The sequence below is a fragment of the Salibacter sp. genome (assembly GCF_031581065.1).
Lineage (GTDB): Bacteria > Bacteroidota > Bacteroidia > Flavobacteriales_G > Salibacteraceae > Salibacter.
Map to the genome: position 1 here is coordinate 1 of NZ_JAVLBN010000018.1, position 24,495 is coordinate 24,495.

The window sequence follows — 24,495 nt, forward strand, 5'->3', positions numbered from 1 at the left end:
GTTTTCTTTAATCCTTTTTGTTCTTGCTGTATTGGTGTTTTGATATTCTTTTGGCCTTTTTTGTATTGGATTTGTGTAGGCTTCATAAGGGGTGAGGCCATCGAGTGAATTATGAGGTCTGTTATAATTGTAATCTTCAATTGCTTTCATGAGATGTTTTTCTAGAGACTCTTTAGTGGTTGAATGAATTGCTGTAATGCGTAAGTATCGTTTCATGATTTTAATAACTGCTTCTACAGGTGAATTAGAAAAGCGAATATGTTTACGGGCTATAAGTTTATGAATTGTTATTGAATTTGTTTCTGTGATTAACGTTTCAATTTCGCTGTTATGGTTTTCCATACCGCCATCTGCTAAAAGTTTTATCAATTCACAGTTTGGGTAATAGTAGTTGATTTTGGTAATAGCTCTTAAAAGTGCATTCTTCACGTTTGATAACCAAATAACTATGTAAGATCTTATTGTTGTTTTCACAAATAGAGCTTGCTATCTCACTATCTCAACAATGCTAGTACATTGGCTTCTCTTCAATGGTTCAAACAGCTTTTTGTATCTTTCGAGAAGAAAAAGACAACCAAAACATTAGATAAATTATGCCAAACAGGAGTTTTGATACACTAAGTGAAGCAGTCGATACATTGACAAAAGAAGGGTTCAACGATGATTTTAAATCTGAAGACGAATCGATCAGAGCCATTTATTCTAAAAAGAGTTTCCGTCCTGATGAATTAAAAATTGTAGAGGTGTGTAGGTTTGAAGGTGAATCAAATCCGGCAGATTCAACAGAAGTATTCGCCATTGAAGCCAATGACGGAACAAAAGGAACACTGGTGATGTCTTACAGTGCAGCCCATTCCCAGGATGTTGATTTGATTACGCAGTTGAAGAAGGTGCAGTAATGAGTCTGTAACTCTTATATTTCCTACACAACGTCAAAATCATTCTAACCATCTACTTTCGGTTATCTGGAAATACGGTGCATTATTTTTCTGACAGATAATGAGCTAGTAAAACTTACTCTAAATTTAAAATTAATTGTATAATCCTTGTTAAATTACTCAGAATCACATCTGTTTTAATTCTTTTAGCATATTTGTAAGGCAAACAATATTTGTTCTCAGCTCTTATACTATTATGAATTTTAATATTTAATCCTCTTTTTATGAAAGTTTTAAAAATAATACTGCTGTTGTTTATAGCAAGCAATACGATAGGTGCACCAGGAGATACTCTCCGCGTTGATTCTCACGATGAAACTCACTGGAGTTGGAATGGTCAGTATCAGGACACTGTTCAGTTCCCTACATCTGGGGAGTATCAAAAAATCAGAATGCATTACGTAATGGGCTGTCCAACCGGAGGCTGTAGCGAGTGGGATTACAAGACGAATATTGAAATTTGGCAACCAGATGGTAACAATAACATGGACAAATACGAAATTGCCCGTGTTATTACACCTTATGCCGGTAACAGAGATAGTAGCTGGAAACATGAATACATTATTGATGTTACTGATTATGCTCCATTGTTAAAAGGTGAGCAAATTGTGAACGCCTACTATGGCGGATACCAGGATGGTTTTACTATTACAGTATGGTTTGAGTTTATTGAAGGAACTCCTCCAAGAGAGGTCTTGAGCGTAGATAAAGTTTACAGATCAGGGGCCGGTGGTTTTGTTTACGGTATCTCTTCAGATCCAATTGAAAATCACCTCAATAAAAAGACAATGAACCTGAACAGCAATACTGAGAGTGCGAAGTTCAGATTAGTTGCCACTGGTCACGGTTTTGGAAATGATGGCGGAAATCCCGAAAACTGTGCAGAGTTTTGTGCAAAAGAATTCACTTTAGAAGTAAACAATCAACCGCAGTTTACCAACCTCGTTTGGAAAGACGACTGCGGATCTGAACCTTATTACGGTCAAACAGGTACCTGGGTTTACAATAGGGCAGGCTGGTGTCCGGGTAGTCAGGCGCAGATTTTCGATCATGAACTCAAACCATTTCTCAGCGGTAATACAGTCGCTCTCGATGTTGACTGGGAAAATTACACTTATACAAGTGGATCGAGTTTTGACCCACATTATTGGATCGAAGCGCAGTTATTTCAATACGGACCTTCAGCTTACGAAGTAGACGCAGATCTCGATATGATCTTAACTCCTTCTACATACGACAGAGCAAGTCGTTACAACCCTTCATGCGGTAATGCGATGATTCGAGTTAAAAATCAGGGAAGTACAGATATTAACTCGATGAAAATCGAGTACAATTATTCTCCCGGTGGAATGAAAGAATACGATTGGACAGGTAACTTAAAGCCATATGAAACGGTTGATATCGAGTTGCCAATTCAGGACGAATATATCTACAGCAAAAGCAATCAAAACATTTTCACAGCTGAGATTACGCAGGTAAATGGTCAGGCTGATGAAAACAGTACGAACAATAGTAACCACTCTTATTTTGAAGATGTAAATGTGATGCCATCAACATTTATCTCAAAGCTAAAAACGAACAACAATGGGCAAGACACGAGAATGTCACTCGTTCGTATCAGTACTGGCGATACAATCCTTGATTACAATAACTTGTCGAGCAACACTGAGTATTTTGACACACTAAATCTGGATGGCGGTTGCTATAAATTGCACGTTTCTGATGCTGCCGGTGACGGACTCCAGTGGTGGGCAAATCAAAATCAGGGTTCAGGTTATCTTCAGTTGACTAATCTAGGGCTTCCTGATCAGGATACCGTTTTCATAGAACCGTTACCAACTGACTTTGGTAATTTCTACACATATTTCTTTTCTGTAGATTACCCGGTAGGTGGAATAGGAAGTGTTCCCGATAATGTTGATGATGTTGTCGTTTATCCAAATCCAACAACAGATAACCTAAGCGTAGAAGTATCAACTGTCAAAAAGGGAGAATACGTTCTGGAAATATTCTCAACTACCGGAGCTAAAGTCTTAGAAGATAAATTTTCAGTGAGTTCCATAACAAAGAAAAATTACTCTTTGAATGGTCTTGACTCTGGAGTATATCTCATGAAAATCAAAGGACCTGAATCAAATCACACGAAGAGAATCATCAAGAATTAATCGTTTTTTCAGAGTTCACATACTCGATTAGTTAAACAGAAAGGGCTTTTTGGCCCTTTTTTTATTCAGGATCACTTCAACAATTCAACTCTCAAATAAATACCTACATTTGCCGCGATTTGGTTTTTCAGTCTGTACAGATTGAAAATTAAAAGGGAATTGGGTGTGAGTCCCAAACTGTTCCCGCAGCTGTAAGCTTCATAAAGCTTTTATCTGTAGCCACTTTCTCCAGTTGGAGATGGGAAGGCGGTAAAAGTGAAGCGAGTCAGAAGACCTGCCAGGTCAACATAGAAATCTGCTTTCGGGATAAAAGCGAGGTTTTCATAACTAGCAAGTTGATGGCGCGCAATCAGTTTGTGTGATGAATCCTTTCTGTATCCCTAAGAGCTAATTAATAACTATTAAAATGCTTTTAGGATGAAAAAAATTACATCTTTAATCAGTTCAATTCTTTTAATATCGAGCATATCGTTTGCTCAGGACTATTGTAACAGGGCCGTATTCACTACAGGTGGAACTTTTCAGGCTCCCGGTAATCACGTTAAACTCTATTCTGTTGGTCAGAACCTACAGGACACAACAGCTATCGATTCGTTTTTAGGCGATTTCGCTAATGATCTCGTTATCGATGGAATGCTTGCTTATGTACACGTGGGCAAAGCATCTGGCAAGGATCTGATCGTGAAATACAACATCGCACAAAAGGCAGTTGTCGATACTGTTTCATACGGAGGTGTTCAAAAGTTTGCCCAAACCGACAACTATCTCTTTATGACGCTCGGCTTTGGTGCATCTTCGAGCAAACGATTAGTTGCCCTCGATAAGTCTAACTTCTCAGAGGTTTACGCTGATACAACTTTATCCAGTCCTTCGGGCATGGCTCTGATCGATGAAACGCTTTACGTAGCCTCAGAAGGCTTAAGTACAGGGCTTTTCTCTGCATACGATGTGAGCGGATCAATTCAAAAGCTCCATAAATTTAATCCGGCTGATACACTCACAATAGGTATGAGTAATGTGGCTCGCTTCGGAGATAAAGTTTTTGCGTTCAATTCTCGCTACGACAATAACTTTAACCTGTTGTACACCGGAACCGTAGTCCTCAATACAACCGATAGTTCAATAACAGCCGACACAACAGTTTCGGGAAGTGGTTTTGCAGGAGTAGTGAATGACTCCCTGTTTTTCTTCAATGATTCTGGAATTCAGGCTTTTTACAACAATTCGTTGAGTCACACTTCAATTGCTCCTGGCTCAGGAATTACAGCAGCAGCTTTTGACACGGTTTCAAACAGCAGTTTCAGTTACTCGACAGATTACTTCTCTTATGGAAGTCTTACTGAGAGAGGTGAAAACTGGAGTGCCGGTGAGTCTGTTCAAACAGATATCTCCGGAGCAGCTCTAAAAATTCTCTACAACAAAGCTCCGTGGAATGTTCAGGTTTCAGATATCAGCAATGGTTATGAGGTATCATTTGACACAGAACAAGGTGATACAGCTCAAATAACATCAGCGAGTTTTGTAAATGGAGTTCATACAGCTTCGGTTAATGGAGACGAAATTACAGTAACCAAAAACTCAACTGAGACTGATACTTTAATAATTGAAGTTTGTGATGCTTTTGGCTGCTGTACAACTTTCAACAAGGAGGTTTTAGGTTTAGTTGGAGTTGAGGAGAAGCGTTCAAATAATGAAATAGCTGTTTATCCAAACCCGGCTGAAAATAGATTGAGAGTTGAAAACCTAACTCAGGGATCAACTTACGAGATCTACGATGCACGTGGGTTACTCGTGAAAGAAGGTCGCTACGAAGGCCGTATCTTTGTAGAATCTCTAAAATCTGGTTTTTACATTCTCAAATCGAATGAAACAACGATCAAATGGTTGAAAAAATAATTACTCTTGGTTTTGTTTTGGCTCTGACTGTTATTCACGGTCAGAGCCAGGACGGACCTTACGAACCGGCTGAAGGTACTGGCTCAATAGGCGTACACCGCGATTCAGTCATTGTTGAACAATGGCTCAGCGATGTTGATGTAGTTCGCGGCTACCTGAATATTGCTGATAAAAGTGCGGGATTTGCGAGTGCCGGATCTGACCAAAACGCTACAGGCAAAGCTGATGCATTTACAGTGAGTTTGGGAGATAGTGGTTACGCGACTTATACTTTGCCACAGCCTCTATCAAACAGAGCCGGATACGACTTTGCCGTGTTTGAAAACGGGTTTTATTCTCCCATGGACGGTGTATACTACCTGGAGCTGGCCTTTGTTGAAGTGAGCAGCGATGGAGAAAATTTCGTTCGCTTTCCGGCTCATTCATTAACCCAGGCCGACTCACAAAAATGGACTTATGGAGTGCTTGATCCAACTCAGTTAAACAACCTGGCTGGTAAAAACACAACCCATAACGGAACTCCATTTGATTTGAGTGATCTACAAAGTGATTCTGCACTGGACATCGACAATATAACACACATAAGAGTTTTGGATGTAGTTGGAAGCATCGATCAGGCATACGGCTCAACTGATACAGCCGGAAATATTATCAATGATCCTTATCCCACCGAGTTTGCTGCAGGAGGATTCGATCTGGATGCGGTTGCCATTTTAAACGAATCGCTTGTTGGGAGGGAGTCTGTTCCGGCAAAACCCAAAACATTTATTTATCCTAATCCGGCTGCTGAGTTTATTTCTGTTAAAGGTTTAACAGGTAAGTTCAAAGTTTTCAATACCCACGGACAAGCTGTTTTAAAGGGCAATTATAACGGAGGAAAAATCAACTTGAACGAACTAGCTCCAGGCGTTTACTTTATTGAGTTTTACCAGGGAAAAAAGCAAACATTCAGGTTTGTGAAGGAATGATTTTGTAAATTTAAAGACTGATAACAATTAATTATTCATTTCTATGATAGTTGAAAGAAAAGATAATGAGGTACTTGTAAGAATATCTGGATCAACTGATCCATCTAAAATTCAATCAATCCTTGATTACATACGCTTTATTGAACTAACATCAGACCCTTCAGCAACTCAGGAAGATGTAGATCAAATGCTTGCTGAATCAAAAAGTAAAAGATGGGGTAAGGTAAAAAAAGAAATAGGTTTTGATGACAAGGATAATAGTTGATTCTAACATAGTTTTTAGTTCTATAATCAATGTTGAAAGTAACATTAGTCAAATTATCCTTACTGGTCAAAAAGACTTTGAGTTTTATGCTCCCCATTACTTGAAAACAGAACTTTTAGATCACAAGGAGAAAATAAAGCAGCTTAAAGGATTCAATGATCAAAACTTTCTCGAGTTTTACACTAAAATCCTTAAACATATTACATTAATTGATCATTCTATAATACCTATTAGTGATTATAAAGAAGCCATCGAGTTGTGTGAAAGTATAGACATAAATGATACGCCATTTGTAGCGTTATCTATCTTTTTAAATGGAACAATTTGGACTGGTGACAAAAAACTAAAAACAGGATTAAGTAGAAAAGGCTTTTCTGAGTTTATTACTACACAAGAGTTATTAATTTCTCTTTACAAATAATAACCTTCTAACAGAATCACATCATCCCCAATTAATGATTGAGATTTTTAAACTAACTGTTTTGAGCTTGATAATTCAGGCTATATCTGTATCAAGTTATTTCGCTCAAGACTCTACAACACATCAACTAAAAGAATTCCAGTTTGTCGATTCGGTAACGGTTTTTGATGGCGGATACATTCACGACCTCCCTCAAACAAGTCTCAAAAAAGAACAGAACAGCAGCTTGAGTGATCTGCTTAAAACGAGCGGACCCGCATTCATCAAGGATTACGGTCCATCGGGGATTTCGAGTTTGAGTATTCGCGGATCCAGTGCCTCTCAAACACGTGTTTACTTTGATGATGTGGAACTCAACAATCCGTCCCTCGGTCAGTTCGACTTAAAAAACATTCCCGTTTGGTTTTTAGACAATGCCCGTATAGAGCAGGGTGTAGCTTCACAAAACTCGCCTTTTGGCGGAATTGGCGGAAATATTCAGCTCAATAGTAAAAGTCTGCCCACAGAGAAGCTGGGGATTTCAGTCATGGGAAATGCAGGTTCATTTGATCGCTACACGGGCGCTGCTGATGTCAGCTTTCGCAAAGGAAAGTACTACCAGTCGTCACGATACATTTACAGAGAACAACAAAACGATTTTGAATTTTTGAATATCGGTCAGAGCCCCCCAAAAAAGCGAGATCTGTACCACGCAGCTTTCTTTCAGCAAGGATTCATGCACGAGAGTGGAATTGTCTCAAACAACTTTCGCGGAGCTGTAAAAGTGGTTCACACAAATACAAACCGCGAAATACCACCGATAATGCCTTCATTTGGATCTGAAGTGAAACAAAATCAAAAAGACGATTTGACAATTGTTCAGCTTCCTCTCGCTTACCAACTCGAAAAGTGGAAGTTAGAGCTAAAGCCGGCTTACACGCAGCAGTCGATCATTTATCAGGATCCACTGGCAAACATCGATTCCAGGGCGGTCAGTAAAAGTGCTCAAAACGTAGCAAGGGCAGAGGGCAATCTTGCTAAAAACCTATCATTGACTATTCAGTATGCGCAACAGCTAAATTGGGTTGAAAACAACCAATTAGAGTCTGATAAACAGCAAAATAAGTTTTCATTTTTACATGAATTAAAATATCACCCAGGCGATTGGAACTTCACATTTCGTTACAAACCTGTAATGATGGATGATAATGTTGATTTAGGTGTTTTTACAGCAGGTGTATCGCGCAAAGTGAATCGGGTAAAGATCTTTGGAGTAGCTGCCCGAAACGTGCGTTTTCCAACTCTCAACGATCTGTACTGGGCGGTTGCAGGTAATCCAGATCTCGAAACCGAAGAGGCACTTAACTACGAACTCGGCTCTGACTGGAATATCTACCAAAATAAAACTGTATCGATCAATTTAGTCAACACCGTTTTTTACAATGATGTCGATAATTGGATTCAATGGATACCACAAGAGAACGGGCAATGGTCTCCTGAAAATTACAGACAAGTTGAGCAGTACGGACTGGAAACTAAAGTTGAGTTTGGTGCTCAATTCTCAAAAGAGTTCCAGTATTCTCTCACAGCAGATTACGCTTATACAGTTGCTCGAAATAACTCAGGTGAGTTATCTGGAAACCAATTGATTTACGTTCCGCAACATCAGTTTAAAACCGTGCAGGATTTAAACTACAAAAAGTGGCAACTATCTGCCTTTACTCAATTTACAGGCGAACGATATACACAGGCAGACAACGGAGTTTATTTACCATCGTACTGGTTAACGGATATGCAACTATCAAAACAGTTTGACTTTGAAAAGCACGCAATTTCTGCTTCATTCTCAATCAATAATGTTTTGGATGAAAACTATATGAATGTAATTTGGCGCCCCATGCCTGGTCGCTGGTATGAATTTACTTTGCGTTATGATTTTAAGCAGAAATAACTGGCTCTTAATAACTTTTATTCTGTTGCTTGTTGCTTGCGACAAGGACGAAGACTTTGGTCCGCGGGGGAATGACAATGATCAGAACCAAAACCAGGCCGAGAACCGTGCGGTTTTCGTGCTAAACGAGGGAAACTTCCAGGCAGCCAATACATCTATTGACGAGTATGATCCGGAGAAACAAGTAATCGATAACGAAATATTTAAGGATGTAAACGAAGAGAATTTAGGTGATGTTGGTCAGAGCCTTTTCATCACGCACGATACGCTGGGCATCATCATGAATAACAGTTCTAAAATTGTTTTGATGAACATCAACTCGCGTGAAAAACTCAGCGAGATCAAAATCGACCAGAGCTATCCGCGTTATGCCGAGCACTTGTCTGGATCTGAATGGCTTGTAAGCGATATTTATCGCGATAAACTTTATGTAGTCAATATTAAAACCGGAGATTATAGTTCTGTAGATTGCAGCGGTTGGACTGAAACACTCTTAAAATCATCTAATGATCAGTACATCTTCATCCACAACAAAACAAGCAATAATGTAGATCGCTATGAAATAGAAACAAAAACAGTTTCGCAATCTGTAACGCCAGCAAAAAATGTATCATCCATTGTAAAAGCTGATAATCGAATTTGTGCTATTACTAAAAATGGAATAGAGGAGATCTATCCGCAACAACAAACCATCACTACATTCCCCGATACTTTTACAACGCTCAGATCACGATACAGCCCATCTACCAACCAAATCATCATGTTGTCAAACCATGTGTTCAGTTACAATATAGCCAGCAATCAATTTGATACGCTCATAACATCGAGCAGGAATTTTTACGGGCTCCAAACCGATTCGGTAAACGGAGACATCTACCTCACTGATGCAAAAGATTACAGCCAGCGTGGCGAACTTCTCCGCTATTCAAAAAACGGTGATTTGCTCGATATTACCATAACAGGCGTTATACCGCAACACATTGAAATTGCCGATCTAAATGACTAAACCCAAAGCTGCTATATTTTGGAGTGGAGGTAAAGATGCGGCTTATGCACTTCAGCTCGCTTTAGAGGAATTTGATGTTGTAGAATTGATCACAACCGTTGATTCCAACAACAGCGTAACAATGCACGAAGTTCCGTTTGAGCTGATTGAAGAACAGAGTAAGTCTTTGCACCCCCCCCTTTGCAAGCTCGATGTTACAGAATACAAAAATGCGATGCGCAATCTGGCTAAAAACCTTATCGATAGAGGAGTGGAACACCTCATATTTGGTGATATCAACCTGGAAGACGTACGCCAGTTTCGCGATGATATTTTTAGCGAATACTCGATAACAACACATTATCCACTCTGGAAAAAAGACACAAAAGAACTTTTCATTTCAATGGTCAGATCCGGTTGGCGTTCCATCCCAATCTGCGTGGAAACCCAAAAAGTTGGCGAGGACCTGCTCGGTTCGGTTCTGACCGAAAAGACTTTAACCAAACTACCAAAAGACGTTGATCCGTGCGGAGAAAATGGAGAGTTTCACACATTTGTCATCGATGGCCCGCTTTTTGAAAGTACTGTGGAAATCACAACTGGAGAAAAGTATCGCAAAACGTTTGAATACAAGACTGATAAAGGTCAACAGATGAAAACCGGGTTCACATTTCTCAATATTTCAAAGAGATAGTCGTTACGGAACTATATCGTGCCGAAATTCATTTAAATTTGCGCGCTCATGCACCAGTTTTATTTGAAACACACTATGCTGACTAAAGTCGTAAAAAATCTATCCTTCAACCTCTTGATCGTTCTTATTTCAATTCCTGCTTTGAACTTTGCACAGGAGGAATACCCCAAATTAGAAATTAACGGTAAGGTAATCGATGGCGGTGATCGCCTCGATCAGGCTTATATTCGAGTTGAAAAGGACGGTGAAATTGATCGTGAAGTAAGAACAGATAACCGCGGTAGGTTTGACCTGGAGCTGGAACTCTATCACGAGTTCATGCTATATTTTGGAAAAGAGGGCTACATCACAAAGAAAATTTACGTTGATACACGCACCATTCCAGAGGATGCTATTCAAAGTACATACTTACGTTACGGAGGTTGGGAAGTAGAGATTTTTGAAAATGATTTGAATGTCAATACCCTCATTCTCGACAAACCGATTGGGAAGGTTAAGTACGACCCCAATTACGGTCAGTTTGCTAATGACAAAAGTTACACAAAATCGATTCAGCGCGAACTCGATCAACTTGTAAAAGATCTCGAGAAAGCTCGTGAAGAAGAATTGATGCGTAAAGAACAACTGGAAGAGGACTACGAAATTGCCATTGAAGACGGAGACCGTTTCATGGAAGAAGGCGATTATGAAAACGCTATGTTCCAGTATGAAGGTGCTCTCCAGATAAAACCTGACGAACGCTATCCTCAAAAACAAATTGAAAAAGCAAAGGAAAAACTCAGCGAGCTCAAAGATGAACAACAGCGATACAGTTCCATGCTCACGCAGGGTGATGACGCTTTTTACGAAGAGAAATGGGAAGAGGCAATCGGTTATTACAAACAGGCTCTCTCGATTAAGCCCGAAGAGGAGTATCCTCAAAGTCAGATCGAAAAGGCACAGAAAAAAATCCAGGAAGCTAAAAACCGCGAGGAACTAAAAGAAGAATTCGATAAAGTAGTAGCTCAGGCTGATGAAGCGTTTGGCAATCAGCAACTCAAAGAATCTAAAAGCTTGTATCAAAAAGCACTGGATATTTTAGATGACGAGCAATATCCAAAAGATCAGATCGCAAAGATCGATGAACAATTAGAAGCTCAAAAGCTGAAAGAACAGGCTTACACCAACGCAATGGAGGAAGGCGACCGACAAATGAGTCAGCGCAATTACCGCGAGGCTATTTCATTTTATCAATCTGCATTGAGTGAAAAACCGAATGAAACTGAACCGAAAAAGAAAATAGAAGAAGCTCAAAAGATCTTAGCCAATATTGCCGAAAAGGAACAAGCCGAAAAAGACAGATTGGCAAAGCTCGAAGAAGAGTACAACAAGTTAATCGCTCAGGCTGATGAAGCTTTCAATAATGAAAATTGGAGCAGTGCTAAAGACTTCTACCAACAGGCTCTGACCAAAAAGAAAGGAGACCAGTATCCAACTTCTCAATTGAAAATTGTGAATCAAAAACTGGGCGCTATAGCTGAGCGGGATGAAGAGTACAGAACTGCTATGAAACGTGCTAAAACTGCTTTCAAAAAGCTGGAGTACACAGAAGCTCAATCTATTTATCAGGAAGCACTTTCTATCAAACCTGAAGCTGAGAAGCCAAAAGAAATGATCGCTAAAATTGATGAGCTTTTGGCTGAAATGGCAGCTCGCAAAAAACGCGAAAAAGAAGCTGCTGAAAAAGCTGAAAGGATGAAGCAGGCGAAGTACGACAGCCTTGTGAACCTGGCAGATGCTGCATTTGATAACGAAGAGTACAAAGAGGCTCGGCCTATTTACAGCCTTGCAAATCAAGTAAAGCCTGATGAGCAGTATCCTACGATCAGACTGAAAGAAATCAGTGAAATCATTGACGATAGAGAAGCGCTTGAAGCAGAGTATAAGCGCTACGTGACTCAAGGAGATCAATTATTCGGAACCGGAAAACTGGAAGCTGCTCGTGGAAAATATGAAGCTGCACTGGAATTGATTGATCAGCAGTATCCTAAAGATCAGATCGCGAAGATCGAGGAGAGGTTTGCTGAGAAAAAAGAGAAAAGACTTGCAGCAGAGAGAAGGGAAGAAGCACGCAATCAAAAATACGACTCGCTGATTGCTGTAGCGGATAATCAGTTTACTGATAGCCTCTACAACGATGCCATTTCGAATTACGAAAAGGCTCTGACCGTGAAGGCAAATGAAGAATATCCTGTCAGCCAGATTGAAGCTGCAAAAGGAATTCAGGAAGAGCTGCTCGCTAAGAAGAGAGCTAAGAAAGAGTTGGAACGCAAGAAAGAGGAGTACATCGCACTCATCGATCAGGGTGATGCTCAAATAGAGGAAGAAGCTTACGAAGCGGCTATTGAGCGCTACGAAAGTGCAATCGCCCTGTTCCCCGATCGCGAAAAAGCAAAAGAGAAGAAACGTAAAGCTGAAGAATTACTCGCCCAAAAGCAGGCTGAGGAAGAAGCAGCTCGCCAGGCTAAACTCGAAAAAGAGCGCAAAGAGAAAGAATACTCTGATGCTGTAGCAGCTGGTGACAAGGCTTTTGAAAGCGAAAACTACGAAGAAGCTATTGCTAGTTATGAAAAGGCTAAAAGTATATTCCCAGATCGAAATTATCCTCAGAACCAAATAGAAGAAAGCAACGACAAAATTGCAGAACTCGAGCGTTTAGCAGAACAAAAAAGACAAGAGGAGGAGCGCCAACGCAGACTCAATGCTGAGTACGATTCACTGATAGTTGTAGCCGATAACTTGTTTAAAGAGGAGCAATTCAGCGAAGCCAGATCGAATTACGAAAAGGCTCAAAAGATCAAACCAAACGAGTCTTATCCAAAATCTCAAATCAATACGATCGTTCAGATCATGGAAGAAAAACGCAAAGAAGCGACTCGCTTTGCTGAAGGAGCAACAGACTTCAACTACGAGTTAGCCGAAGACTACCCCGAAGGCAGAACAGAGGAGGAGTTTGAAGAAGGAAACAAGAAAGTGACCCGTATCGTGATTGTGAAAGGTGATGTTGGCCACGAATACCTCAAGGAAGAATACAGCTGGGGACAAACGTTCTACCTCAAAGACAAAAAACGCTACAGTAAAAGCAACTGGTTAAAGGAGACGAAAAAATGATGACATTGTAAGGCCGTAAGATCTTACGGCCATCTATCTTGATCAGAAAAATCATTATTAACATGATATAGCCATAAAAAAAGGCCGTTTCGCACTGAAACGGCCTTTCTCTTTTCGAATCGTTAACTCAGCTTAGTTTACTTCAAACATCGACTTATCCATCTCGATGTTTGCTTCGATAACTTTCGTTTTAGCCTCTGCTGATGCAGGACCCAAAGGAATTGTAACTGTTACCGGGAATTTCACGCCTTTAACCTCTTTATATTCGAGGTATTCTGTTGATTGCGCTACAGATTCGCCATCCTGTCCTTTCTGGTAGCCTGTCTCTTTAACTTTTAAGCCAGTTTCACTGTCGAAAAAGTAGAAACGTTCTTTGCCACTCGGCATAATTACTTTCACCTGGTAAGCCATTTTACCATCGATATCCTGTGGCTTTAACAGCTCGAGTTTTACTTCATTGTTTTTGATGTAAGCAATTTCAGGAACGAGGTTGTTATTGATTTCAGCATCCTGTAAATCGTCTTCGCTAACCGGTTGCTTTTGCCCTTGTAGCTTACGGCTCATGTTTTCACCGTCAAATGTTTCATCCATGAGGTTCATGCCCATCATTGAAACAGTTGTCTTGCTCTTGTTAGGAGCAGCGTAGTAATTCGCGATTTCAATCGTTCTGCCATTCATCGAAGCCGTTTGAACCCACTTGAGATTGTCGATTTGCTTGATGTTTTCCTTTCCACCAATCGACTTGATGTAATCGGTCAGAACCTTCTTAGCTGTCAGACCCTCAGGGTTTTCGTAAAGCGTTGGCGCCTCAACTTCGTTACCGTCAGTATCGAAGTATTTGATTTCACCAAATTTTTCGAGTTTGCCCGCTACATCAGCAGCTTTACCAACAACCAAAATAGTTGGTTGATCTTTGTTGATGTACGTTTTAGCCACGCGCTGAATATCATCAGGAGTTGAAGCATTCAAACGCTTGAGGTAAGTTGAATAGTAATCATCAGATAAGTTGTAACGAGCAGTGTTGATCGCAAAGCGAGCTACAGTTTGCGGGCGTTCTAGTGAACGCGCAAAAGAACCACTGATGTATTTCTTGGCATTGCCTAACTCTTCACTGTTAACAGGCTTTTCAATGATGCGATCAAATTCTTTCATGAATTCTGTGATAGCACTGTCAGTAACTTCGTTACGCACGTTTGCTGATGCGTTGAAATAGCCGATCAACTCGTCCTGGCTGAAGTTTGAGTAAGCTCCGTAAGTGTAAGCTTTGTCTTCACGCAGGTTTTTGAAAAGACGGCCGGTTGAACCACCACCTAAAATCTTGTTCATGAGTTTGAGCGGAAGCACATCTTCATTACCGGGCTCCAATTCAATCACATTTCCAATGTTCAATTGAGATTGAACTGCAGATTCTCTGTTTACAATAGCAACTACCGGCTTTTCCGGTGGAGTAGGCGTTTCATACTCGTGAGTAGGAACTTCACCTTTTGACCAGTCTTTCAGGTGCTTCTTAACGAGTCTTTTTGCTTTCCACTTCCCGATGTCTCCAACTATCGCTAAATAAGAAACATTCGGCTTGAAGTACGTATTGTAGTAGTTTTTACAATCGTCAAGCGTAATATTTTCGAGAGATTCTTCCGTTTCAACTTCACCGTAAGGATGATCTTTTCCGTAGAGTAGTGCTTTTCTCACTCTGCGCGAAATAGCACCCGGATCATTCTTGTTCGCTTTGAGTCCGGAGATGCTCTGCTTTTTCAACTTGTTGAATGCATCCTCAGGAAACGATGGGTTTTTCACAACATCAGCCATCAACTCCATGAGTTTGTCGCTGTGATCTGACAGTCCAGATACATAAACCGAGTTAGATGAAGTATTCAATCTACCACCGATGAACTCGATTTCAGAATAAAGGCTGTCTTTGTCGCGGTTTGTCGTTCCTTCACCGATCAATTCACCGGCAATAGAGACATAACCAGCTTTATCGCCTTCCAGAACCGGGTCGTTTTCAACGATTAAGTTGAAAGATACGCGCGGAACTTTATCATTTTGAATAATAAAAACTTTGAGTCCGTTTTTGAGCTCAAAAGATTTGTAGTCGGCAATTTCTACGTCAGGAGCCGGACCCGGCTCAGGCATTTTTGATCTGTCTACCTGGGCAAACAGGGCACTACTCAACATGAGTAGAGATGCCAGTATATTTAATTTTTTCATCACTTAACTTCTTTTATAGATTATTGGTTTTGTTGATCAGCTGGTAGGTAATACAGCTTAATTTCGTTCTCTTTTGTCAGGTACTCTTTTGCAACACGCTGAATATCTTCACGTGTAACTTCCATGTACTTGTCAATCTCGTTATTGATCAGGTTTACATCATCGTAAAGTACATCGTAACGAGCGAGCGAATTAGCAACGCCTGATGTTGTACTGTTACTTGAAACGAAATCTGCTTTCTCCTGATTTTTAATCTTTTGGTATTCCTTTTCAGAAACCAGATTCTTTTTCACTTTCTCGATTTCTGCATAAATTCCATCTTCAAGATCGGTCAGATCCACACCCGTGTTCGGTAGCGAGATAAAGATGAATAAGCCGGCATCTTCGAGTCCGTAAGGGAAACTTCCTACCTGTAGAGCGAGTTGTTTCTCATCTACGAGTGTGCGTTGAAGGCGAGCACTTTCACCACCAGCCAAAACAGAATTGAGCATGCTCAACGCGTAAAAGTCAGGGTGAGTAGCTTTAGGAATTCTATATCCTGTAAACACAGCAGGCAGTTGGATTTCATCGTAAACTGTATCCACGATTGGACCTTTAACTTTAGCTGGTTCAACTTTAGGGAATGGAATTTCCTTTTCACCCTTTGGAATGTCTTTGAAATAATCTGCGATAAGCTCTTTAGCTTCATCAGATTCAAAATCACCAGAGATTACCATTGTGGCATTGTTAGGAACGTAAAACGTTTTGTAGAAATCTCTGAACTCATCAATTGAAGCTGCATTCAGGTGGTCCATCGACCCGATTGGTGTCCATTTGTACGGATGCTGAGTAAAAGCTCTGCTGAACATCTGCTCGATGAAATCACCATAAGGCTGATTGTCATAACGTTGTCTTCTCTCTTCTTTGACAACTTCTCTCTGTGTTTCAACACCTTCCTGATCAACTTTGGCGTGTAGCATTCTTTCAGATTCCAGCCACAAACCAAGCTTGAGTTGATTTGACGGAAGTGTTTGGTAATAGTAAGTGCGGTCCTGGGTAGTATTTGCGTTGAGTGTACCACCTGAGTTTTGTACAATATTCATGTACTCTCCGCGCTCAATATTTTCAGATCCTTCAAACATCAGGTGCTCAAAAAAGTGAGCGAATCCTGTTCTTGTTGGATTCTCGTTTTTCGAGCCAACATGGTACATGACTGAAACAGTGACAATTGGAGTGGAGTGATCTTCGTGCAGAATCACTTCCAGGCCGTTGTCCAGTTCGTATTTTTCAAAGTCAATTTTCCTTGACTGTGCTCCGGCCATGAGCGATAATCCCACGGCAATGGATGTTAGTTTGTGATGTAACTTCATTTTTCTCAAATTTTATGAACTTCGAAATTACAAATACTAGCTGAAATCAATAAGAGGAATTCGATTAGTGATATTTAAAGGGGATGAGTGGTCGATTAATTTGATGGACTGGTTTCTTCAATACAAATAATCTCAACCGTACTGCCAACCATGCAGATTGATCCGGTGAGAACTTTCCTGTATTTCACTCTCACTTTTGATTTGTCTTTTGGATCCAACAAGAACTTTTTCAAATTTACCGGCTCGTACTTATTGCCTTCACCGTCAACAAGAAGGAATTTGCAACCATCTAACCCTGTAAAATCTTTTAGGGTATAAATGTCGCCATTGCAGGAAGGCTCTTTTTGAATTGTTTCTTTTGTATTGCTACAACCGGCAAAGAGGAGTAAACTCAGAATTACGATATATAACTGATTCAAATTCATTTTCTTATACTCATCGGTTTCTTTGACTTATTCTTGCTAATCAAAAATAACTATACGAGTTGAATTGTTTTTGAAACAGTAATAATAATCAACTCCAGTAAATACTTTTCACTACTTTTACGTCCATGACAAGCGGAAAGGTTGGCCAACGCATATTAAGAACGATTTTTGTTATTTTGATTCTCTTCGGTATCCTGGCACTTTGGGATAAAATCATGCATTGGGGAATGTTTGATATTTGGTATTAGTGAGTAAGTATTTTACCAAACTTTCTCGTAAACTTGAATGCACCTGTATAAGTGTATTGAAGATCAGTAATATCCATTGTTAGTTCAGGAGATACGTACCAGTCATTGGCAATATGAAAATGGTACTCAATTCCAAATCTCGCCACTGCAAGATTTTGAGAACTTTCAAATTCTACTCCGGCACCGGCAAAAATTTCCAAATGTTGAGTGGGCTCATAAGATCCTGCTAATACAACCAACAATACATTTTCTCTAAAGTACAGTTCTTCATTACTTCTCAGCATGTAGCTTTCCATTTCAAGGTCAGTTATGACCATTGCAGCAAATTTTGGATCAAACTGGTACTGGTAACTGACTCCAATCGTGTTGATAAAGTTCAACTGTTTTCCTTCGTGTGATTCTGTAATGGCATCGGGAAGTAGTGTTAAGCCGTTTAAGTAATGTATGGCATGTTTCCTTTGAGTGATGTGATTTTCGGTACCAAAATCGTGCGCATGATCACTCGTTTTATCATAGTTGTGGCTCTGACCTAATACTGCTACAATTGAAAAATAGAAGAGGAAGAAAAAAGTAAGCCTGACTTTCATTGCGAATAATTTGAGTGCAATGTTAGCCAGGCTCAGTTTAGTTATCAGTTACTTTTGTTACATAAGGCTATTCTACGCCATTAAAGATCCTGTTCCATCTGATTTTATCCTCTGAAAGTGATAACTCCGGATCTGCTGAGAACCAGATGAATGCTGCTTTTCCCACAACGTGATCTTCAGGCACAAATCCCCAGTAACGAGAATCGGCAGAGTTGTGGCGATTATCGCCCATCAGCCAATAGTAATCCATTTTAAAAGTGTAAGAATCTGATTGCTCGCCATTGATAAAGATTTCACCTTCTTTTACTGCAAGTTCGTTTCCTTCATAAATAGTTATAACTCGCTTGTAAAGAGGCAGGTTACTTACGGTCAGATCTACAGACGTTCCTTTTGCCGGAATCGTAACCGGACCAAAGTTATCTACCGTCCAGTTATAGTCTGGATGGTTTGGAAATATTTTTTGCTCGGGGAAATATCGACCTTCATTGTTGAGTTTTTTAACGAATTTGGGTCCGTATTTTGATTTCAAGATCATTTTGGTGAGGTAAGGCATTTCATCCTTTTTCTCCTCAACACGTTGAATCTTTTCTACATTTCCCCACGATTTCATTCTTTCGTAAGCGGCATTTGTCAATGGGAACATAAAAAAGCGATTTGTTGCACTTAGTGAAATCATGTCCTGGTAATTGATACCGTAATCTTTCTTTAGTTTCCTTCGGTTGTGCGGAGTGAGAGGGAAGGAGCCTTTCATTTGTACAAAATAATTGTACTGCATATCCTCAGGCACTTCGGCTTGTTCATCATTGATATAAAGTGTACCTGATTTAATTTCGAGTTTATCCCCCGGTACAGCCACACAGCGTTTGATATAATTTTCGCGCTTGTCAACGGGTCTGACCACAAAATCGCGTTCGTTTTTCAAAATCCTGCGAGCTCTTCTCAGGTAATAATCTCTCGACTTCGTTTCTCTGTCAGATGCAAAATCACTGTATTCAAGAGCTAAAGCACGCTCGCGGATCATTGCATTGTAAGATTTTTGCGATTGATTGATGATATCAACAGTGTCTCCTTCAGGATAATTGAAAACCATGACATCATTCCGCTCAACTTTATTGATTGCCGGCAACCTCATGTAATCTAGTTTCAACCATTCGAGGTATGAAGGGATTTTATTTCCGGTGAGGGGCAAACTGTGGTGAACGAGCGGAAAGGAGAGAGGTGTTTCAGGTAACCGCGGACCATAACTCACCTTGTCAACAAAGAGGTAATCTCCAATCAACATGGTTTTCTCCATGGAGGAAGTTGGGATTGTGAATGCTTCAAGGGTGTAAGTACGAATGATCATTGCAGCGATAACCGCAAACAAAATTGCATCGCGCCATTCCTGAGTAGATGATTTTGGTTTTAGCTCTCTATCAATTGGCCCCTCGTAGCGAACATCAGAACTGAATGCCAGGTAGGGTAGATAGATGAAAGGAACTATTGCTGAAAGGAATACATCTTTAGCCGTTCTGTGACCTAAAACGGTTGACGTGTTCACACACATAATGAGGAGTAGGAGAACATTTGGTCCAGGAAATATTAAAATAAAAAGCCACCACCAGGGCTTTTCAATAACTCTCAGCCAAACGTAAAAGTTGTATCCTGGAATAAGCGCTTTCCAGCTAGCGTAACCTGCTTTTTCAAAAACCTTGTACAGGCTAACGAATATGATGATCAGGAAAAGTATCCAGAGAATTGCGGTTATCATAGTTCTATTTTATTGTCGAAATTATTAGAAAACAGCTTAACGGGCGTGTTTAATTTTGTTAATCAAATTTGAGTAAGTCTTTCATGGTTAAAATCCCGGTGTGATTTGCAGCATATTCTGCTGCCAGAACGGCTCCAAGCGCAAACCCAGATCTGCTCTTTGCTTCGTGTTTGAGCGATATTTTGTCGATTTCACTATCGTATTCTATAATGTGTGTTCCGGGAACTTCATCAATCCTAAAAGCTTCAACCGGAATTTCATTATTAGAAAGCTCAACATTTCCTTCTTTTAACTTCCAATTATCGTATCGCTCGCAATTGTTGAGAATACCTTCAGCTAAACTGATTGCCGTTCCGCTGGGAGCATCTTTCTTGTGGATGTGATGCGTTTCCTCAATGCTGGCTGAATACTGGCTCTGACCATTCATCAACTTTGCCAGTATCTCATTCATTTTAAAAGTGAGGTTTACGCCAACGCTGAAGTTAGTGGCGTAGAACAGCGTTCCGTTTTTGTGGTTACAGGCAGTTTCAATTTCGCTGAAATCATCATACCAGCCGGTAGTTCCCACAACTATTGGACAAGAATGATCAAATGCTTTGAGAATGTTTTCTTTTGCTGCCTCAGGAATGCTGAATTCAATAGCTACATCGGCATTAGTCAAAGCACTTTCAATTTCATCTACATTGCTGGATGTAATTTTAGAAGATATCGAGTGGCCGCGTTCAACTGCCTTTTCCTCAATTATCTTTCCCATTCTTCCGTATCCGAGAATTGCTATTTTCATACGATTATCTAATTGTCAATGTCACTTTGAAACCAGTAGCCGTTATGTTGAACCCGGCCGGTTGCATATTAGGTTGTAAATTGAGCGAGAGATCATCACTCACATCAAAGTCGTAAAGGTGAGCATCCACATTAGCATCAACAATTTGGAAAATGTAAATAATTCCAATCGAGATGTAAGAGAGCTCCATCCATTGCCTGTAAGTATTGCGAGTATCTTTAATCGCAGCGGGTGTTACATTTGGAAAAGGGGAGGTGCCATTAGGATCTGAAGCTTCACGATAAGCATCGCGATACAGGTTGTATTGATTCGTGTACCTGTTGGCTAAATAGGCTGCTACTCCAAATCCTCCGTAAATGATGGGAACCTTCCAGTATTTACCGTTGTAAACCTGTCCGGCACCGGGTAAAATGGCCGACATGATAGCCGCTTTTTTGGGTGATTTTGAAGGAACGTATGCATTACTGTCACGATCAGATCCCTGCGAAACGCTGGCCGAATCCTGCCCCGCTGAAAGGAGAGGAACCAGCATAATTATCGCGACAATAGATGCTTTGAAAATCTTCATATCGGTTAGGGGTTCAATATATCCAGAATACGTGAGAGATCCTCATCATCTTTAAAGTCGATCGATAATTTTCCTTTTCCATTCTGATCTTTTTTCACTAATACTTTATGATCTAAAATGCGTTCCAGATCAACAACGTGCTTTTGCTGTTCAAATGACAGTTCAGCTTTTTTGAGCGAACCCTTTTGTTTTTTAGCCGTGTTTTTGGCTCCCTTAGCCAATTGCTCAACTTGCCTAACGCTGATTCCGTCTTTGAGTATTTTCTCCAGGATTTGGTTCTGAAGATCTTTATCATTCACTCCAAGCAGTGCACGAGCGTGGCCCATTGAAATTTGCTTGTTCTTGATAGCGAGCTGTACTTCAGCCGGTAGCTTGAGCAATCTCAGGTAATTAGTAACAGTCGCTCTTCCTTTACTCACACGGTTAGCAACCTCTTCCTGGGTAATATTGCACTCATCGATGAGTCGCTTGTAACTAACAGATACTTCAATGGCATTCAAATCTTCACGCTGAATATTTTCAACGAGTGCCATCTCGAGCATCGTTTGATCATCAGCTACACGAACATAAGCCGGAACTGTTTGCAGTCCGGCAATTTGAGAGGCTCTGAACCTGCGTTCACCTGAGATCAACTGGAATTGATCGTTCTTGACCATGCGAACTGTCACGGGCTGAATGATGCCGTGCGTTTCAATTGAACCGGCCAGTTCTTTTAGTGCATCTTCTTCAAACTCAGAACGCGGCTGAAAAGGGTTAGCCTCAATTTGATCGATCGGGATTTCAGCTACAGTCCCCACAACCGATTCAGGGTTAGAGGAGAGCTCTTTCGCTTCAACTCTGTCGCTGTCATCGTTTTCAAGCAGAGCACTGAGGCCCCTGCCAAGTGCTTTTTTCTTACTCGCCATTGGTTAAGTCAATAATTTTGTCTTCATCACTGATGCGCGTCATGTCATTTTTCTGCAAAATCTCCCGCGCAAGATTCAAATAGTTAACAGCTCCTTTGCTGCTGGCATCATGCATAATGATACTCTCCCCGTGACTGGGAGCTTCGCCTAATTTGGTATTACGGTGAATAATAGTTTCAAACACCATTCCCTGGAAGTGCATTTTCACTTCTTCCACAACCTGATTGGCCAGTCTCAACCGCTGATCGTACATAGTGAGGAGCATGCCTTCAATCTCGAGGTCAGAGTTGAGTCTCGACTGAACTATTTTTATTGTATTGAGTAGTTTACCCAGCCCTTCCAGCGCAAAGTACTCACATTGAACAGGAATAATAACTGAGTCGGCTGCTGTTAAAGCATTAACTGTGATCAGCCCCAAACTCGGGGAACAGTCAATAATTATAAAGTCGTAATCGTCCTTGATTTTATTCAGAGCCAAACGCATCATCTTTTCGCGGTTGGGCAAATTGATCATTTCAATCTCAGCACCAACAAGGTCAATGTGAGCTGGTAGAATATCCAGGTTTGGATTTTCAGTATTGAGAAGGATATCACTCGGCTCTACTTCGTTGATAATCGTTTCGTAAATGCTGGTTTTGATGTTTTTCGGTTCAAAACCAACTCCTGATGTAGCATTTGCCTGGGGATCGGCATCAACTAAAAGCGTTTTGTATTCGAGCACACCTAAGCTTGAAGCCAGGTTGATAGCTGATGTCGTTTTTCCAACACCTCCTTTTTGATTGGCTATAGCAATGATTTTTCCCATGCGTTTCTTCCTTTATTTACAGTTTGAACGCTCCCAATTGAGCAGCTTGCAAAGATACATCTCAATTTTGAGCGGTTAAAATGAACGCGCGGCTCATTCGCAAAATTGTTTTAATCTGCTTTCTTTGCAAAGAAATATAAAAGTACCGTTTTCTTACGAGAGAGAAGGTCTCGTGTGAAATCCTATTTTTAAACAAAAATATGTTTATTGAAGATGATCACAATCATTTGCGGCACCAATCGCCCTCAAAATAATACAAGTATCATTGTGCATGCTTATGCAGACATGTTGAAAAGTAAAGGAAAAGACTACCAAATACTATCAATGGAAGATCTTCCTACAGACTTCATCTTCAAGAATGAGGTATTGGGCGGAGCCAGTGATAAAATAAAAAAGATAGCTGAAGAGTACATCCAAAAGCCCGAAAAGCTGGTTATCATCTCTCCAGAGTACAACGGTGGCTTTCCGGGAGTTTTGAAATCATTTATCGACTCAGTACTTCCTCAGCTTTTTGAAAATAAGAAGATCGCACTCGTGGGAGTGGCATCGGGTAGGGCAGGTAATCTGCGCGGAATGGATCAACTCACGAATATCTTCCACTACTTAAAAGCGCATGTGTTACCGCTTAAAGTACCTGTTAGCAGCATCAACAAGCTAATCGATGAACGCGAGCTTACTGATGACCCCACAAAAGAGGTGTTGACCAAACAAATCGATCAGTTTTTAGCTTTTTAAAGCCGATGGTGTAAACTCTTCAAAAGTGTTATCACTGTAAAATACAACCACTTTTTCAATAGTCCGAACAGATTCCTGTTCGGACTTTTTTATTTGGTTATCAGTTTTTTGAGAGCTTTTTTGATCTTGGCTCCCGTCTTCTTTGTCTTGTGTTACATCTGTATCAGTCCGAGACTGCTGATTGGTTACACTTGTAACTGTGTTGGATGTTACAATTGTATTCTCTTCTTCTTTCTGCCGCTTCTCAGACTCTGAAAGATCACCTTTTCCAGAAATAAGCCAGTCGTAGCTAACATCAGGAAAAGCCTGCACGATCTTCATGACGAAGTCGAGGCTCGGTTTGTTTCTTCCGCTTAATACATGGGAGATTCCAGATCTTTGCACATCCAGTATCTCTGCCAGTTGTGTAGCGGTGAGTTTTTTGAAATGTAACAGTATTCTGATCCTGTCATTGATTGTTGATGCCATGTTACAAATATAACAATCACTTTTACAACTCAAATCCGCAAACGTTACATTTGTAATATTTGGAGTGTTGAACAATTTCCCTTTTACGAACTAAATGAAATAAATCATGCTAAATTTAGCTTCAGATAACATTATTTAAATACCTGGTTATACACAACTTAACACCTGAGCTATTTGTTGTGTTACATCTGTATCACTCCCGGTGTAGTCTTTGTTTTGTTTATTTTCACACTGTTGCGAACAAAGAATGG

Annotated in this window: 22 protein-coding genes and 1 riboswitch; of the genes, 11 read left to right on the top strand and 11 right to left on the bottom strand. The window is 40.4% G+C overall.

Annotated elements, in window-relative coordinates:
• The coding region (locus RI557_RS06125) for an integrase core domain-containing protein (RefSeq protein WP_409079682.1) at positions 1 to 474 on the bottom strand (474 nt) is incomplete at its 3' end.
• 119 nt (positions 475 to 593) lie between these two features.
• Between RI557_RS06125 and RI557_RS06130 the strand changes: the two genes are divergently transcribed.
• From RI557_RS06130 to RI557_RS06175, 10 genes are all read left to right on the top strand, one after another.
• Positions 594 to 899: a phosphoribosylpyrophosphate synthetase gene (locus RI557_RS06130; protein WP_310668792.1), complete on the top strand. Its 306-nt coding sequence runs from the start codon at positions 594 to 596 to the stop codon at positions 897 to 899.
• Between the two features lie 263 nt (positions 900 to 1,162).
• Positions 1,163 to 3,103 carry a peptide-N-glycosidase F-related protein gene (locus RI557_RS06135; protein ID WP_310682737.1) on the top strand — a complete coding sequence of 647 codons (1,941 nt, stop codon included), beginning with the start codon at positions 1,163 to 1,165 and terminating at the stop codon, positions 3,101 to 3,103.
• Between the two features lie 103 nt (positions 3,104 to 3,206).
• A riboswitch (cobalamin riboswitch) is annotated at positions 3,207 to 3,400 on the top strand.
• 120 nt (positions 3,401 to 3,520) lie between these two features.
• Complete coding sequence (locus RI557_RS06140) at positions 3,521 to 4,999, top strand: T9SS type A sorting domain-containing protein (protein ID WP_310682739.1); 1,479 nt, start codon at positions 3,521 to 3,523, stop codon at positions 4,997 to 4,999.
• Positions 4,984 to 5,967, top strand: a complete 984-nt coding sequence (locus tag RI557_RS06145) for a T9SS type A sorting domain-containing protein (protein ID WP_310682741.1) — start codon at positions 4,984 to 4,986, stop codon at positions 5,965 to 5,967. Before RI557_RS06140 ends, RI557_RS06145 begins: the two co-directional genes overlap by 16 nt.
• 43 nt (positions 5,968 to 6,010) lie before the next feature.
• The gene (locus RI557_RS06150) at positions 6,011 to 6,232 is read left to right on the top strand and encodes a hypothetical protein (protein WP_310667926.1); all 222 of its coding nucleotides are present in this window, start codon (positions 6,011 to 6,013) and stop codon (positions 6,230 to 6,232) included.
• Positions 6,213 to 6,653 (top strand): PIN domain-containing protein, encoded by a 441-nt coding sequence (locus RI557_RS06155; RefSeq protein ID WP_310667927.1) that lies wholly within the window; start codon positions 6,213 to 6,215, stop codon positions 6,651 to 6,653. The genes RI557_RS06150 and RI557_RS06155 overlap by 20 nt, the downstream gene beginning before the upstream one ends.
• Positions 6,654 to 6,687: 34 nt before the next feature.
• Positions 6,688 to 8,583 carry a TonB-dependent receptor domain-containing protein gene (locus RI557_RS06160; RefSeq protein ID WP_310682744.1) on the top strand — a complete coding sequence of 632 codons (1,896 nt, stop codon included), beginning with the start codon at positions 6,688 to 6,690 and terminating at the stop codon, positions 8,581 to 8,583.
• A gap of 25 nt (positions 8,584 to 8,608) precedes the next feature.
• Positions 8,609 to 9,589: a hypothetical protein gene (locus tag RI557_RS06165; protein WP_310682746.1), complete on the top strand. Its 981-nt coding sequence runs from the start codon at positions 8,609 to 8,611 to the stop codon at positions 9,587 to 9,589.
• Positions 9,582 to 10,262, top strand: coding sequence for a diphthine--ammonia ligase (locus RI557_RS06170; protein ID WP_310667930.1), 681 nt, complete (start codon positions 9,582 to 9,584; stop codon positions 10,260 to 10,262). The genes RI557_RS06165 and RI557_RS06170 overlap by 8 nt, the downstream gene beginning before the upstream one ends.
• A 75-nt stretch (positions 10,263 to 10,337) precedes the next feature.
• Positions 10,338 to 13,412: a hypothetical protein gene (locus RI557_RS06175; RefSeq protein WP_310682748.1), complete on the top strand. Its 3,075-nt coding sequence runs from the start codon at positions 10,338 to 10,340 to the stop codon at positions 13,410 to 13,412.
• Between the two features lie 132 nt (positions 13,413 to 13,544).
• Here the strand turns inward: RI557_RS06175 and RI557_RS06180 are convergent, their stop codons facing one another.
• The 9 genes from RI557_RS06180 to RI557_RS06220 all read right to left on the bottom strand — a co-directional run bounded on the left by RI557_RS06180 (position 13,545) and on the right by RI557_RS06220 (position 23,041).
• Positions 13,545 to 15,620, bottom strand: coding sequence for a pitrilysin family protein (locus tag RI557_RS06180; protein ID WP_310667932.1), 2,076 nt, complete (start codon positions 15,618 to 15,620; stop codon positions 13,545 to 13,547).
• 20 nt (positions 15,621 to 15,640) lie between these two features.
• Complete coding sequence (locus tag RI557_RS06185) at positions 15,641 to 16,969, bottom strand: pitrilysin family protein (RefSeq protein ID WP_310667933.1); 1,329 nt, start codon at positions 16,967 to 16,969, stop codon at positions 15,641 to 15,643.
• Positions 16,970 to 17,064: 95 nt separating this feature from the next.
• Positions 17,065 to 17,388 carry a hypothetical protein gene (locus tag RI557_RS06190; protein WP_310667934.1) on the bottom strand — a complete coding sequence of 108 codons (324 nt, stop codon included), beginning with the start codon at positions 17,386 to 17,388 and terminating at the stop codon, positions 17,065 to 17,067.
• Between the two features lie 250 nt (positions 17,389 to 17,638).
• A complete protein-coding gene (locus tag RI557_RS06195; protein ID WP_310667935.1) occupies positions 17,639 to 18,229 on the bottom strand; it encodes a hypothetical protein in 591 nt (196 codons plus the stop codon).
• Positions 18,230 to 18,296: 67 nt separating this feature from the next.
• Positions 18,297 to 19,979: a signal peptidase I gene (gene lepB, locus RI557_RS06200; protein ID WP_310682750.1), complete on the bottom strand. Its 1,683-nt coding sequence runs from the start codon at positions 19,977 to 19,979 to the stop codon at positions 18,297 to 18,299.
• Between the two features lie 58 nt (positions 19,980 to 20,037).
• Complete coding sequence (gene dapB, locus RI557_RS06205; protein WP_310682752.1) at positions 20,038 to 20,763, bottom strand: 4-hydroxy-tetrahydrodipicolinate reductase; 726 nt, start codon at positions 20,761 to 20,763, stop codon at positions 20,038 to 20,040.
• 4 nt (positions 20,764 to 20,767) lie between these two features.
• On the bottom strand, positions 20,768 to 21,331 hold the full coding sequence (locus RI557_RS06210; RefSeq protein ID WP_310667938.1) for a DUF5683 domain-containing protein: 564 nt from the start codon (positions 21,329 to 21,331) through the stop codon (positions 20,768 to 20,770).
• A gap of 5 nt (positions 21,332 to 21,336) precedes the next feature.
• A complete protein-coding gene (locus RI557_RS06215; protein ID WP_310682754.1) occupies positions 21,337 to 22,236 on the bottom strand; it encodes a ParB/RepB/Spo0J family partition protein in 900 nt (299 codons plus the stop codon).
• Positions 22,226 to 23,041, bottom strand: coding sequence for an AAA family ATPase (locus RI557_RS06220; RefSeq protein ID WP_310667940.1), 816 nt, complete (start codon positions 23,039 to 23,041; stop codon positions 22,226 to 22,228). The genes RI557_RS06215 and RI557_RS06220 overlap by 11 nt, the downstream gene beginning before the upstream one ends.
• A 213-nt stretch (positions 23,042 to 23,254) precedes the next feature.
• Between RI557_RS06220 and RI557_RS06225 the strand changes: the two genes are divergently transcribed.
• A complete protein-coding gene (locus RI557_RS06225) occupies positions 23,255 to 23,776 on the top strand; it encodes an NAD(P)H-dependent oxidoreductase (protein WP_310682756.1) in 522 nt (173 codons plus the stop codon).
• On the opposite strand, the gene RI557_RS06230 is transcribed toward RI557_RS06225, so the two are convergent.
• Entirely contained in the window at positions 23,765 to 24,244 is a 480-nt protein-coding gene (locus tag RI557_RS06230) for a helix-turn-helix transcriptional regulator (RefSeq protein WP_310667942.1), read from the bottom strand. The two genes, RI557_RS06225 and RI557_RS06230, sit on opposite strands and share 12 nt — an antisense overlap.
• Positions 24,245 to 24,495: the final 251 nt, after the last annotated feature.